The organism is Actinospongiicola halichondriae (assembly GCF_049103745.1).
Lineage (GTDB): Bacteria > Actinomycetota > Acidimicrobiia > Acidimicrobiales > Salinilacustritrichaceae > Salinilacustrithrix > Salinilacustrithrix halichondriae.
Genome location: NZ_CP171622.1, coordinates 2,097,663 through 2,110,438 on the forward strand (window position 1 = coordinate 2,097,663; position 12,776 = coordinate 2,110,438).

A 12,776-nucleotide genomic window follows, 5' to 3' on the forward strand; every position below is an offset into this window, starting at 1 on the left:
GTGCGTCAACGACCGAGCGTCGCGGCGGCGTGCGCCTTGAGGCGCTTGTAGTCGACCTTGCCGTTCGGGGCACGGCCGATGGTGTCGACGGTGACCACGTCGCGCGGAGCCTTGTACTTCGCCAACAGGCCCTGGACGTGGGCGATGAGTTCGTCGGCGTCCACCGTCCCGGCTGCGGGCTCGACCACGGCGCAGATCGTCTCGCCGAACCGCTCGTGGGGCAGGCCGACGCACACGGCGTCGGTGACCGAGTCGTGCTCCTTGAGCACCTCCTCGACCTCCTCGGGAAAGACCTTCTCGCCGCCGGTGTTGATGCACACCGAACCACGGCCGAGCAGCTGCAGGCTGCCGTCGGCGTTGACCTTCGCGTAGTCGCCGGGGACCGAGTAGCGAACCCCGTCGATGGTGCGGAACGTCGCGGCAGTCTTCTCCGGGTCCTTGTAGTAACCCAGCGGTTGTGGGCCACCGATGGCCACGAACCCGCTCTCGTCCGAGCCCGGTTCGACCGCCCGGCCGTCCTCGGTGAACACCTTGACGCGCTCACCCAACTGGAACTTGGCGGTCTCGCCGGTGTCTTCGGCGGTCGAGACGCTCTGCCCGAGGCCGACCGCTTCCGAGGAGCCGTAGCTGTCGTAGAGGATGACGCCGGGAATCTGCTCGAGGATCCCCTGCTTCACGTCGTGGCTCCACATGACACCGGACGAGACCATCAGGAAGAGGGTCGACAGGTCGTACGCGTCGCGGTTCTCGCGGAGCTCGGCGAGGATCGGGCGACCGAAGGCGTCACCGACGATGATCAGCGACGTCACCTTGTGGCGGTCGACGGTGGCGAGGAGTTCGGCCGGATCGAACGAACGGTTGGGCATGGTGCAGATCGCCGCACCGCCGACGAGGCCGACGAAGGCGGTGAACTGCCCGGTGCCGTGCATCAGCGGGCACGCCGGGAGGAGGACCTGGCCCGGGGCGACGCGCTCGGCGAGCTCTTCGTGGTTGGTCAGCTCGGGGACGCCGAAGCCGGCCTGGCCGCCGCGGCCGAGGCTGGCGAAGAGGTCGTCGTGGGTCCACATCACACCCTTGGGCATGCCGGTGGTCCCGCCGGTGTACATCATCAGGATGTGGTCGGGCTTGCGGCCCCAGGGCGGATCGCATCGCTCGACGTCGCGCTCGAGGATCGGCTCGAACGGAACCGCCCAGTGCGGGATCGGTGCGCCGTCGGCGACGACGTACCAACGCTTGACGCCCGGCAGCCGGTCACGGATCTCCTCGATGACCGGAGCGAAGCTCGAGTGGAAGACCACGGCCTCGGCATCGGCGTTGTCGAAGAGGTAGTGGACCTCGTTGCCCGAGTAGCGGTAGTTCACGTTGAACGGAACGAGCCCGGCCTTGAACGCGGCGAACATCGTCGTCATGTAGGCGGGGTCGTTGTAGAGGTAGATGCCGACCTTCGACTGTTCGGTCAGACCGGCATCGAGCATGTCGGCAGCGAGCGCATCCGCCGTTGCGTCGAACTCGCTCCAGGAACGGATGTCGTCGCCGTGGATCAGCGCCGGCTCGTCAGGAATCGTCTCCGCGACGACCTCGAGCATGTTCCCGTAATGCCAATCCATCAGTTCCCCCATCGGGTGTTTCGAGCGGCCGGTCAGCGTAGTGGGATCCGGCCCAGCCACCAGTTCCGCAGTTCAGAGTCATCGACGCCGTACGCCGCATCGGCGACGGTAGCGAACTCGCCCCAGCACTCGTGTCCCGACGCGAGGTCGCGCCCGAGCGATGCTGCTCGTTCCCACTCGACGCGGTGCGTCGGTAGCGGGATCCGGCTGACGAGATCACTTGTCGGTCGACAGGCGTCGGACGACAGGGCGGTGCCGATCGTCCGCTGCATCATCCACGCCGACACGACCGGAGCGTGGACGGCGGCGGCGAGGAGCCAGAGGTCGTCGACCTCGTCGGGACGGATCACCAGCGCTGGGACGCCGGCGACGGTGGCGCCGTCGGCGTCGACGACGCCTTCGAGGACCCGGGTCTGGCTGGCCACGACGAGCTTCGGCCCGGCCTGCACCTCGACCCACCGAGCAGCCCGACCCGACGCCTTGGTGATGTCGACGACGGGGCTGTGCCATCGCTGCTTCGCGAAGCGGACCGGTTCGTTGCGCAGTCGGAACGGGTCGATGGACCCCGACGTGATCAGCGACGGTCCCTCGCCACCCTCGGACACCGCGTCGACCAGTCCGTAGTACTCGTCCCGGAAGCCGGCGTACACCGTGGCCACGTCGCCGAGCACCTGGGTCGAGCCGCCGATGGCCACCATGGGCGTTCCCGACGCACGTCCCAGCGGGCCGAGCCAGTCGTTGGCTGCACCGGTGCCGGTCGGGTCGAGCCGCAACGTCGGCACGCACACGTCGACCGCGGCAGCGAACGTCTTGCCATCGTCCACCCAACAGTCGACGAGCTCCGCACGACGGTCGACGCGCGCTCGTACGACTGCAGCGTCACGTGCGCCCAGGACCGATTGCGGGAGGACCAGCGAGACGGTCCCGCCGTCGCAGGCCGCCTCGACGGCGGCGAGCAGGAAGATCCAACTCGCGTCGGTGTAGGGACGCACGGCGTCGCCCCACCGGGCGGTGAGCGCCCGACGACGGTCCGCGTCGACGCTCGTTGCCGACTTCAGTTGGCCGAGGAAGGGCGGGTTGCCGACCACGACATCGACCGACGGGATGCTGAGGTCGACGAGGACATCGCCCACGACGAGCCTGGGTCCGGCGACGGTCGGGGCGCCATGCGCTGCCGACCACAGCCACAGCTCGGCCTCGGTGACCGCCACGGCCAGCGGATCGACGTCGGCGCCCCAGAGGAGCTCGTTGACGATGACCTCCGGTTTGGCGCCGAGGACGCGCAATCGCTCGGCCGCCGCGAGGAGGAACACCCCGCCGCCGCAGCTCGGATCGGCGACCTGACCCGGCGTTGACACCGAACGGGCCACGATGTCGTCGGCGAGCCACGCCGGCGTGTACCAGGCTCCCCTGGCCCGCTGCTCCACCGACGACACGAGCCGTTCGTGCAGCCGGCCCAGGCTCTCGTCGTCGTCGGTGCTCGGGCTCGAGACGAGACCGTCGGCGAGGATCCGCAGGCGGGTGTCGGGTGTCAGCGAACGAGCAGAACAGCGGGCGACGAAGGCACCGGCCAGTTGTGCTCCGACGTCGTCCACCGAACCATGCTCACAGACCCCGCCGTCGTCTCGGCGGACCGCTCGTTCAGCGGCCTGTCAACGGTGCGAGCTGTTCCTCGACCAGACGGACGATCAGGTCGTCGAGGGCGAGCACGTCGTAGGCCTCGTCGTCGATGTTCGACTCGGACCCGAGGGCCGCACCGTCGGCGCCGTAGCTGAGGAAGACGAACCGGCCGAGCGTCGCCTGGGCGATCTGGCGCAGCACGTACTCGGCCTGGTCGTCGGTGCCGCTCGATGCGATGGGGAAGACCCGGATGCCCGACCCTGCCGCCGCAGCGATGCTGTCGACGTAGCTCGTGCCCCGACCGATGTGGGGTGGTGCGTCGGCGATGAGGAACACGAGCCGGATGACGTCTTCGTCGGTGCGCCACCGTGGCTCGCTCACAGCCTGCGCGAACGCCTCGTTGAGCGCCTCCGGCGTGTCACCGCCGCCGTCGGCGACGAGGCCGCGGAGCGACTCGACGAACGATCCGACGTCGGAGGTGAAGTCGACGGTGCGGGCGACGTAGTCGTCGGTGGTGTCGCGGTAGCTGGTGAGGCCGAACCGGACGTCGGGGTCGGCGTCCGACTCCGCGATCTTCTCGGCGACACCCACCATGTTGGCCTTGAGCCGCTCGATCTCGTCGCCCATCGAACCGGTCGCGTCGACGAGGAACAGCACGTCGAGACGCACCGCCCGATCGTGCTCGACCCCGTCCAGGACGATCGTCTGGTTCGCCTCACTGCCGAGCTCCTGCGTCGCCGTCGCTGCACCGTGGGTGACGGTCGCCTCGAAGGTCGGCGACGACTGCTGGTCGTCGAGTTCGCCGACCGGGGCGAGGAAGACCGCTCGGCCGTCGGAGCCGGTGCGCAAGGTGGTGTCGGCACCGCCGCCGCGGATCCGGACGACCGCGTCGAGGACCGGCAGCCCGGCGTCGTCGGTGACGGTGATGATCCGACGACCGTCGACGGGGAGGTCGTCGAAGGGGATGCCGAGGAGGGCGAACGCCTCGCGGTAGCGGAGGTAGGCCTCCCAGCTCTCGTTGTCGTCGACGCTGCCGGCCCGCAGGCCGACCTCACGCTGCGTCGAGCCGGCCTCGTCGCCGGCGGGGGCAGCGGCGTCGAGTTCGGCGTGGGAACTGGTCGTCGACGGCACCGGTGCCGCGTCCGAGCGGAGCGCGCCGTCAGCAGTCGATTCGCCGCCGCCGGCATCGCCGCCGTCGTCCTCCGCCACTGCGGAGGTCGCTTCGTCGGCGTCCGACCCGCACGCCGCCAACACCAACATCGCTGCTGTCAGCCCGAAGATGATCCTGCGCATGATTCGTCGCTCCCGTTCGTCGTCAGCGCATCCGACGACGACGGCAGGTCGACTGGTTCCCGATCGGCGGGAACGATTTCCGACGGGGCCACGCCCCGACGCGACGATCAGTCGCTCGCGAGCGGATCCCAGCCGGCGAGGTCGTGGAGACGCTCGTCGTTCGAGAACATGTCGACGATCGGGTGATCCTCGAGGCCGAGCCGGCGCTGGAGCAGCTTGACGGCCATCTCCTCGTTCCACTCGAGCAGGGTGACGGCGACGCCGTCGGTGCCGGCACGGGCGGTGCGGCCGGAGCGGTGCAGGTAGGTCTTGTGATCGGGCGCCGGGTCCCAGTGGACGACGGTGTCGATCTCGTCGATGTCGAGTCCGCGGGCGGCGACATCGGATGCGACGAGCGCCTGGATGGTGCCGTCGGCGAACCGCTTGAGAGCCTTCTCGCGGGCACGCTGGGGCAGGTCGCCGTGGATCGGCTCCGCCCGCACGTCGAGCTTCTCGAGGTCGGCAGCGAGGCGGTCAGCGGCGCGCTTGGTGTTCGAGAAGATGAGGGTGCGGTTGCCGTTGGCGACGATGGCGCCGGCGACCTTGGCCTTGTCCATCTCGTGGACACGGAGGAAGCGGTGGTGCATCTGCTCGACCGTGACGGACTCGGAGACGACCTCTTTGGTGACCGGATCGGTCTGGTAGCGGTCGACGAGTGCGCCGACCGAACCGTCGAGGGTGGCGCTGAAGAGCAGCGTCTGATGGCCACCGGGCACGTGCCGGAGGACCCACTCGACCTGGGGGAGGAAGCCCATGTCGGCCATGCGGTCGGCCTCGTCGACGGCGACCATCTTGACCTCGTCGAGCTTCACGTCGCCGCGCTGGAGCAGGTCGATCAGCCGGCCGGGCGTCGCGACGATGATGCCGGTGCCGTCCTCGATCGACTTGATCTGCTTCTCGATCTTCTCGCCGCCGTAGACCGCGGTGACCGTGTGGCCCTTGACCTTGGCCAGCATCTCGAGGACCTCGGCCACCTGGATGGCGAGCTCACGGGTCGGGCAGAGCGCGAGGCCGGCCGGACCGTGCTGGATGTCGTCTGGGTCAGGAAGCGCCATCACCATGGGAAGGCCGAAGGCGAGGGTCTTGCCCGAGCCGGTCTTCGCCTTGCCGCACACGTCGCGGCCGGCGACGGCGTCGGGGATGGTCAGTTCCTGGATGGGGAAGGGCTTTTCGATGCCCTGCGATGCGAGGGCGTCCACCAAGTCGGGGTCGAGGCCCAGTTCTGCAAAAGTTGTCATGTTCCCGCCAACGCTACCGGCGCCCCCCGTCCAACTCGCGATTCCACCCCGCTCCACCCACCCACCCACCCACCCTCCCCGCTCCGCCCACCCTCCCCGCGCAGCGACACAACCCAAGAAGCTTCTGGGTGCGCGATCGGGACGCGACAGATCCCGATCGCGCACCCAGAATCCGACCGGGTCTGTTCTGGGTGCAGGATCTGCCTCCTGAGGTACCGATCGCGCGCCCAGAATCGACGTGGGCTCACCATTCCCACGGCGCCTTGGTCGGTCGATGCAGCGTCGGATCGGGATCGGGGTGGCGGTACAGGTGAAGCGCGGCATCGCTCACCGCGCCGGCGTCGTTCCAGATGTCGTGTTCCCAGAAGACAGCGACCGAGAATCCCAGCTCGAGGAACCGGGCGTACCGCCGATCGTCTGCGGCGCGGTCCGTCAACGATGTGTGGAAGGCCTCGCCGTTGATCTCCAAGATGAGCGGCCAGGAGCCGAGACGGAAGTCCACCGTCCGGATCGCCTCCTCGACGTCCACGGTGACCTGTCGGCGCAGATCGTTCCGCACGACCCACGGCACGATCGACTCGAATCGCTCCTCGAGCCGACTCCCTGCCGGCTGATAGTCCGGTGGCCGGTCCTCCAGGACCTGGCGCAGGACGACGATCCCCGAATGCCCCGACCCTCCAGAGCGGTCACGGAGGTCGTGGATGAACTCGCCGTCGATCAGGCGTTGTCGCCATGCCTGGTCGAGTGCGACCGCGGTTCGTTCGGCAGCGATCTCGTGGCCGAACCGGTGCGTCCACATGCCCGCCAGCCAGAGAATCACTCGCTCTGGTCGTGCGATCGGGATGTCGTCGTGGCACGTGAGATCCCTCGGGTCGAGATCTCGCACACGATGCACCTGAGCGACGTGACCCGACCCGACGCGACGACGCGGAACGGCAACATGTGCTGGCAGCCGGGGGAACCGTCCGAACCCCCAGTGGCAAGCTGCAGCCTTGCCCCACAACCGGGCGTCTGGCCCGGCATCGAGCACGCCGAACATCAACTCCTGCTCGATCGACCAAGGAACCGCGCGGTGCCGGACCACTCGGCTGCTCACCGACTCCAGCATCGGATCGCGATAGATCGCTCGGCGACGGTGCGGATCCGGTTCGATGGTGCGGATCTGGCGGCGAGCGGCCACGCCGCGTTGAACACGCAGCAGATGAAGGAGCGGGTCGGGAAGCATGGGCTTCTCCTCGGTGGTGCCGTGGGCACCCGGAGGTGCGAGCAGCCCGCAGGCCTTGTCTCCACCGTACGGATCACCACCGACACCAACCGCCGTCAGCTCGGGTTCTGGGTGCGCGATCCGGACGCCACGAGTACCGAACACCCACCCAGAACGATCCGAGTCGGGTTCTGGGTGCTCGATCGGGACGCCACGAGTACCGATCGCGCACCCAGAACGATTTGGTTCCTGTGCGCCCGGGCCCGGGCGCTGGCGCTGGCGCTGGCGCTGGAGCGGGCGGGGGCGGTCAGCGGCGGAGATTGCGGACGTGGCCGGAGTCGGTGAGGGCGACACCTTCGGCCACGAGGCGGCGCCGGTGCTCTTCTTCGTGGCCGGGGACGAGTCGGCCGGCGGCGTTGACGACCCGCCACCACGGGAGGTCGACGTCGCCCATCGCGAGCACCCGTCCCACGGCACGCGCCTGACCGGCGAAGCCCGCCTCGAGCGCGATCTCTCCGTAGGTGATCACTTCGCCCGACGGCACCGATCGCACGACGGCGCGCACCGCTTGCACGAAGTCGTCATCGATCTGCACGGCCCTCTCCTAGCATCGACGCCGATGCGCACGCTCACCGATGCCGATGCCGACCGCCATGCCGACGCGATCGCCGAGGCGGGCTTCACCATCGTGAAGGACGCGTTCGACCCGGCGTTCGCGCAGTCGGTGCTCGACGAACTCGACCGGATCATCGACGAACGCGGCGTCTCCCCGGCCGACAACGGCTTCGAAGGACGCGACACCTATCGGGTCTACAACCTGCTGGTGCACGGCAAGGTGTTCGAGCAGATCCCGGCCGCCGCCTGCGTCCTCCCGGTCATCGAGCGCGTCCTCGATCCCCAATGCCTGCTGTCGACGCTCTCGTCGATCGACATCCGCGGCGGCGAGTCGGCCCAGCCGATCCACTCCGATGACCAGGTGATCGGACTCCCCCGCACCGGCCACGCCGTGGTCTGCAACTCGATGTGGGCGATCACCGACTTCACCGAGGCGAACGGTGCCACCCGGATCATCCCGGGTTCGCATCGCAATCCCGACTATCCGGTCTACGGCGAGCACTACGACTCGATCCCGGCGGAGATGCCGGCCGGCAGCATCCTCATCTGGCACGGCAGCCTCTGGCACGGCGGCGGAGCGAACACGACCGACGAACGGCGCGTCGGCATCGCCGACAACTACTGCGGCGGCATGATCCGCCAGCAGGAGAACCAGCAACTCGGCATTCCCCGCGCCACCGCGGCGGGATTCGACAAGCGACTGCAGCGACTCTGCGGCTACGGCACCTACAACGGTCTGATCGGCCACATCGACAAGCAGGACCCGCTGACCCTCCTCGACCCGGACGCCGAGCACGCCATGCTCTGGGACGGCGCCTGACGTGGGGGCCCTCGACCAACTTGCCGACTGGGACGTCCCGACCGTCGCGGCGGCAGTGTTCGACACCGACGACATCCGAGACCAGCACGGCGACACCGAGCGGACCTCTGCGCTGGCTTCGGTGTCGAAGGTACTGGCGGCCGTGACCACCCACGTCGCCGTCGAGGAGGGCAGTGTCGGCCTCGACGACGCCGCCGGCCCCGAAGGGTCGACCGTTCGCCACCTGCTCGCCCACGCCAGCGGTCTCGCACCCGACGGCGAGTACCAAGTGCTCGGACCGCCCGAACGCAAGCGCATCTACTCGAACCTCGGCTTCGAGGTCCTGGCCGGCCACCTCGAGGAGCGCACCGGCATGACGTATGAGGAGTACGCACGGCTCGCGCTCGTCGACACGCTCGGTCTGGCTCAGACCGACGTCTCCGGATCGCCCGCACACGCACACCGATCCAGCGTCGACGACCTCTGCACGCTCCTTCGATCGGTCGTCGGTGGCAACCTCCTCGCTCCCTCCACCGTCGCCGCCATGACCACGCCGGCGTTCCCCGAACTCGCCGGTGTGTTGCCCGGGTACGGCGGCCAGGACCCGAACCCCTGGGGCCTCGGCGTCGAGGTGCGGGGCGACAAGGACCCGCACTGGACCTCGGCCGACAACTCGCCACGGACGTGGGGCCACTTCGGGCGAGCCGGGACCTTCGTGTGGTTCGATCCCGACGTCGACCTCGGCCTCGTGGTCCTCACCGACCGCGACTTCGGCCCTTGGGCCATCGAGGCCTGGCCGACACTCTCCTCCGACGTCCTCTCCGAACACCGCTGAAGGAACCATGACCGACATCCGCCCGTTCACCATCGCCGCCTCCGACGAGGACCTCGACGACCTCCGTCGTCGCCTCCACGCGACGCGTTGGCCCGAGGCCGAGACCGTCGGCGACTGGTCGCAGGGCATCCCGCTCTCCTACGTCCAGGAGCTCTGCCGGTACTGGGCTGACGAGTACGACTGGCGTGCACGCGAGGCAAAGCTCAACGAGTTCCCGCAGTTCATGACGACGATCGAGATCGACGACGTCGAACCGATCGACGTCCACTTCATCCACGTCCGCTCGCCCCACGACGACGCACGGCCGCTGCTGATGACCCACGGATGGCCGGGTTCGATCGCCGAGTTCCAAGACGTCATCGGCCCCCTCACCGACCCCACCGAACACGGCGGTTCGGCGAGCGACGCGTTCCACGTCGTCTGTCCGTCGATCCCCGGCTACGGGTTCTCGTCCAAGCCGACGTCGCCCGGCATGGGCGTGGGAACCATCGCCGACCTGTGGGGCGCCCTCATGGACCGACTCGGCTACGACCAGTTCTTCGCGCAGGGCGGCGACTGGGGGTCGATGATCACCACGCTCGTCGGCGTCCGGAACCCCGACCACTGCGCCGGCATCCACCTCAACATGCCGATCGTCATCCCGTCGACGATGGACGATCTCACCGAGTTCGAGCAGCAGTCGCTCGCCGACATGGAAGAGCACCGCAACAACGGGACCGGGTACTCGAAGATCCAGAGCACCCGACCCCAGACCCTGGGCTACGGGCTCACCGACTCCCCCACCGGGCAGGCTGCGTGGATCGTCGAGAAGTTCCATGCCTGGACCGACAACGACGGACATCCCGAGGACGCCGTCGACCGCGATCACCTCCTCGACAACGTGATGCTCTACTGGCTGCCCCGGAACGCGGCGTCGAGCGCCCGCCTCTACTGGGAGAGCTTCCGCAACCCGCCCTTCGACATCCCGAAGGTGCCGATCGGCTGCAGCATCTTCCCCAAGGAGATCTTCCGGACATCACGTCGCTGGGCCGAAGCCCAGTTCGGCGACAAGCTCGTCCACTTCAACACCCTCGATCACGGCGGACACTTCGCCGCCTTCGAGGTGCCGGACACCTTCGTCGACGAAGTCCGGACGTGCTTCCGCTCCCTGCGCTGACCACCGCCACCAACCCCCGAAGACGTCCTCCACCCCACCCCAAGCCCGGTTCTGGTGAACGAATGGCACCATCAGGTGTCACGAGCGTTCACCAGAACGGATCTTGGTGGGTTGTCGGGAGGGGTCAGCCGGGTGACGTCAGCGGGGACGGTGCTGGGTTCCCTCGCCGGACGTGATGAACACCACGGTGGCGGACGAGTCGATGTCGGCGGTGTGCCACGTCCCCGGCTCGTTGATGGCGTACTCCCCTGCCGTCAACGTCACCGCTCGTTCCTCACCCGACGGCAGTTCCTGATGCAGCGTCGTGGAGCCGGCGACGCACAACACGACCTCATGGCCGGTCGGGTGCACCTCCCACGAGTCCCATGACTCGGTGAAGGTGTACATCGACACCAGCCGACCATCCGCGCCATCGTTCGGGTACAGATCGCCGTAGCGGCCGTACCACTCCATCGAACCGTCCATCTCCGGCAGCACGAACGCCGTGCCGCCGAGTCCGAGGTGGATCGGATGGGTGCTGATGGACTGGACCTGCTCGTCGCTCATGGAGCGCACCGTAGGGCGGACCCTCAGAACTGCGTCGGCGACAGCTCCATGAGGTCTTCGAAGCCGGCGGTGACCGCGCCGACCATGCCGGCGGCCTGCGGGAGGATCTGCGTGGCGTAGAAGCGGGCAGTCGTGTACTTGGCGGTGAGGAACTCGTCGGAGAACCCGCCACCGTCGCCCGCCAGGAGTTCCTTGGCCTCGAGCGCGGACTCGGCGAGCATCCAGCCGCCGGTCACGATCCCGAACTGGCGCAGGTACGGCGTGGCGCCGGCGAGGGCGTTGCGCACGTCTTCGAGCCCGTTGGCCATGATCCAGTCGGTCGACTCCCGCAACGCACCGAGCGCCGTCTCGAGTTCGTCGGCGATGACGGCGTAGTCGTCGCCCGCGGCACGAACACGGGTGATGGTCGCACCGACGTCTTCGAGGAAGTCGGCGACCACTCCGCCACCGCGCATCGGCAGTTTGCGCCCGACGAGATCCATGGCCTGGATACCGTTGGTGCCCTCGTAGATCGGGGCGATGCGAGCGTCGCGGAAGTGCTGCGCGACGCCGGTCTCCTCGACGTAGCCCATGCCGCCGAAGATCTGGATCGCGGTCGACGTGATCTCGACGCCGAGGTCGGTGCCCCAGCCCTTGCAGATCGGGATCAGGAGGTCGACGCGCTCCTGCGCTGCGGTGCGGGTCTGCTCGTCGGAGTCCTTGTGGGCGACGTCGATGCCCTGCGCCGTGCGGTACACGACGGCACGGAGCGCTTCGAGCTGCGACTTCATCGTCAGCATCATCCGACGGACGTCGGGGTGTTCGATGATCGGCGACTGGACGCCGGGCTCGGCGCCGATCGCACGGCCCTGGAGCCGCTCGCTCGCGTACTGGCGGGCGTCCTGGTAGGCGCGGTCGCCGACGGCCAGGCCCTGGAGCCCGACGGAGAGACGGGCGTTGTTCATCATCGTGAACATGTACGACATGCCACGGTTCTCTTCGCCGACGATGTAGCCGGTGGCCTCGTCGTAATCGAGGACGCAGGTCGGGCTGGCCTTGATGCCGAGCTTGTGCTCGATCGACTGGCAGACGACGCCGTTCTTCTCGCCGAGGCTGCCGTCGTCGTTCACGAGGAACTTCGGCACGATGAACATCGAGATGCCCTTGGTCCCGGGAGGGGCTTCGGGCGTACGGGCCAACACGAGGTGGATGATGTTGTCGGCCATGTCGTGCTCACCCCACGAGATCCAGATCTTCGTGCCGGTGATCTTGTAGCTGCCGTCGTCCTGCTTCTCGGCGCGCGTGCGGACCGCTCCGACGTCGGACCCGGCCTGGGGCTCGGAGAGGTTCATGGTGCCGGTCCACTCGCCGGTCACCATCTTGGGGAGATAGATCTCCTTCTGGATCTCGTCGCTGTGCGTGAGGATGGCGTCGATCGCCCCCTGCGTCAGCAGCGGCGCCATCGAGAACGCCTCGTTCGACGCGGTGAGCATCTCCTGCATGGCGATGCCGACGAGCCACGGGAACCCGCCGCCGCCGTAGGCCTCGGGCAGCGCCACGCCACCCCAGCCGGCCGCCACGTAGTCCTGGTAGGCGGCGATGAAGCCCTCCGGTGTGGTGACCGAGTTGTCTTGATTCCAGACCGTGGTCTGCTCGTCACCGATGCGGTTGAGCGGCGCCACCTTGTCCTGCATGAACCGGGCGCACTCCTCGAGGACACCGAAGACCATGTCGGCCTCGGCGTGCTCGTAGCCCTCGTAGGAGGACAGGTCGCCGAGGCCGGCGATGCGGCTCAGCACGAAGCGGATGTCGTCGAAGGGGGCGAGGTAGTCGGCCATCCCCCGA

11 protein-coding genes are annotated in these 12,776 nt (G+C 68.3%); 3 read left to right on the forward strand and 8 right to left on the reverse strand.

Going from position 1 to position 12,776, the window contains the following annotated elements; translation table 11 throughout:
* Positions 1-5: 5 nt before the first annotated feature.
* The 6 genes from AB8619_RS10330 to AB8619_RS10355 form a co-directional block, all read right to left on the reverse strand.
* A complete protein-coding gene (locus AB8619_RS10330; RefSeq protein WP_436792557.1) occupies positions 6-1,607 on the reverse strand; it encodes an acyl-CoA synthetase in 1,602 nt (533 codons plus the stop codon).
* A gap of 32 nt (positions 1,608-1,639) precedes the next feature.
* Positions 1,640-3,202, reverse strand: coding sequence for an HsdM family class I SAM-dependent methyltransferase (locus AB8619_RS10335; protein ID WP_436792558.1), 1,563 nt, complete (start codon positions 3,200-3,202; stop codon positions 1,640-1,642).
* Positions 3,203-3,248: 46 nt separating this feature from the next.
* The gene (locus AB8619_RS10340; RefSeq protein WP_436792559.1) at positions 3,249-4,520 is read right to left on the reverse strand and encodes a vWA domain-containing protein; all 1,272 of its coding nucleotides are present in this window, start codon (positions 4,518-4,520) and stop codon (positions 3,249-3,251) included.
* Between the two features lie 107 nt (positions 4,521-4,627).
* On the reverse strand, positions 4,628-5,797 hold the full coding sequence (locus AB8619_RS10345; protein ID WP_436792560.1) for a DEAD/DEAH box helicase: 1,170 nt from the start codon (positions 5,795-5,797) through the stop codon (positions 4,628-4,630).
* Between the two features lie 244 nt (positions 5,798-6,041).
* Entirely contained in the window at positions 6,042-7,022 is a 981-nt protein-coding gene (locus tag AB8619_RS10350) for a hypothetical protein (protein ID WP_436792561.1), read from the reverse strand.
* Positions 7,023-7,308: 286 nt separating this feature from the next.
* Positions 7,309-7,596, reverse strand: a complete 288-nt coding sequence (locus AB8619_RS10355) for an MGMT family protein (protein ID WP_436792562.1) — start codon at positions 7,594-7,596, stop codon at positions 7,309-7,311.
* Between the two features lie 24 nt (positions 7,597-7,620).
* Between AB8619_RS10355 and AB8619_RS10360 the strand changes: the two genes are divergently transcribed.
* From AB8619_RS10360 to AB8619_RS10370, 3 genes are read left to right on the forward strand one after another with little or no spacing between them, the layout of a single operon-like run.
* Positions 7,621-8,436 carry a phytanoyl-CoA dioxygenase family protein gene (locus AB8619_RS10360; RefSeq protein WP_436792563.1) on the forward strand — a complete coding sequence of 272 codons (816 nt, stop codon included), beginning with the start codon at positions 7,621-7,623 and terminating at the stop codon, positions 8,434-8,436.
* 1 nt (position 8,437) lies between these two features.
* Positions 8,438-9,250 carry a serine hydrolase domain-containing protein gene (locus AB8619_RS10365; RefSeq protein ID WP_436792564.1) on the forward strand — a complete coding sequence of 271 codons (813 nt, stop codon included), beginning with the start codon at positions 8,438-8,440 and terminating at the stop codon, positions 9,248-9,250.
* Positions 9,251-9,257: 7 nt separating this feature from the next.
* A complete protein-coding gene (locus AB8619_RS10370; protein WP_436792565.1) occupies positions 9,258-10,406 on the forward strand; it encodes an epoxide hydrolase family protein in 1,149 nt (382 codons plus the stop codon).
* A 138-nt stretch (positions 10,407-10,544) separates the two neighbouring features.
* On the opposite strand, the gene AB8619_RS10375 is transcribed toward AB8619_RS10370, so the two are convergent.
* Both AB8619_RS10375 and AB8619_RS10380 read right to left on the reverse strand, forming a co-directional pair.
* On the reverse strand, positions 10,545-10,952 hold the full coding sequence (locus AB8619_RS10375; protein ID WP_436792566.1) for a cupin: 408 nt from the start codon (positions 10,950-10,952) through the stop codon (positions 10,545-10,547).
* Positions 10,953-10,975: 23 nt separating this feature from the next.
* A complete protein-coding gene (locus AB8619_RS10380; RefSeq protein ID WP_436792567.1) occupies positions 10,976-12,769 on the reverse strand; it encodes an acyl-CoA dehydrogenase in 1,794 nt (597 codons plus the stop codon).
* Positions 12,770-12,776 lie beyond the last annotated feature (7 nt).

Excerpts from the sequence above, each read along its gene's own strand:
- AB8619_RS10340 (WP_436792559.1), bottom strand. The coding sequence starts at position 4,520 with ATGCGCAGGATCATCTTCGGGCTGACAGCAGCGATGTTGGTGTTGGCG.
- AB8619_RS10345 (WP_436792560.1), bottom strand. The coding sequence starts at position 5,797 with ATGACAACTTTTGCAGAACTGGGCCTCGACCCCGACTTGGTGGACGCC.
- AB8619_RS10370 (WP_436792565.1), top strand. The coding sequence starts at position 9,258 with ATGACCGACATCCGCCCGTTCACCATCGCCGCCTCCGACGAGGACCTC.
- AB8619_RS10375 (WP_436792566.1), bottom strand. The coding sequence starts at position 10,952 with ATGAGCGACGAGCAGGTCCAGTCCATCAGCACCCATCCGATCCACCTC.
- AB8619_RS10350 (WP_436792561.1), bottom strand. The coding sequence starts at position 7,022 with ATGCTTCCCGACCCGCTCCTTCATCTGCTGCGTGTTCAACGCGGCGTG.
- AB8619_RS10360 (WP_436792563.1), top strand. The coding sequence starts at position 7,621 with ATGCGCACGCTCACCGATGCCGATGCCGACCGCCATGCCGACGCGATC.
- AB8619_RS10330 (WP_436792557.1), bottom strand. The coding sequence starts at position 1,607 with ATGGATTGGCATTACGGGAACATGCTCGAGGTCGTCGCGGAGACGATT.
- AB8619_RS10380 (WP_436792567.1), bottom strand. The coding sequence starts at position 12,769 with ATGGCCGACTACCTCGCCCCCTTCGACGACATCCGCTTCGTGCTGAGC.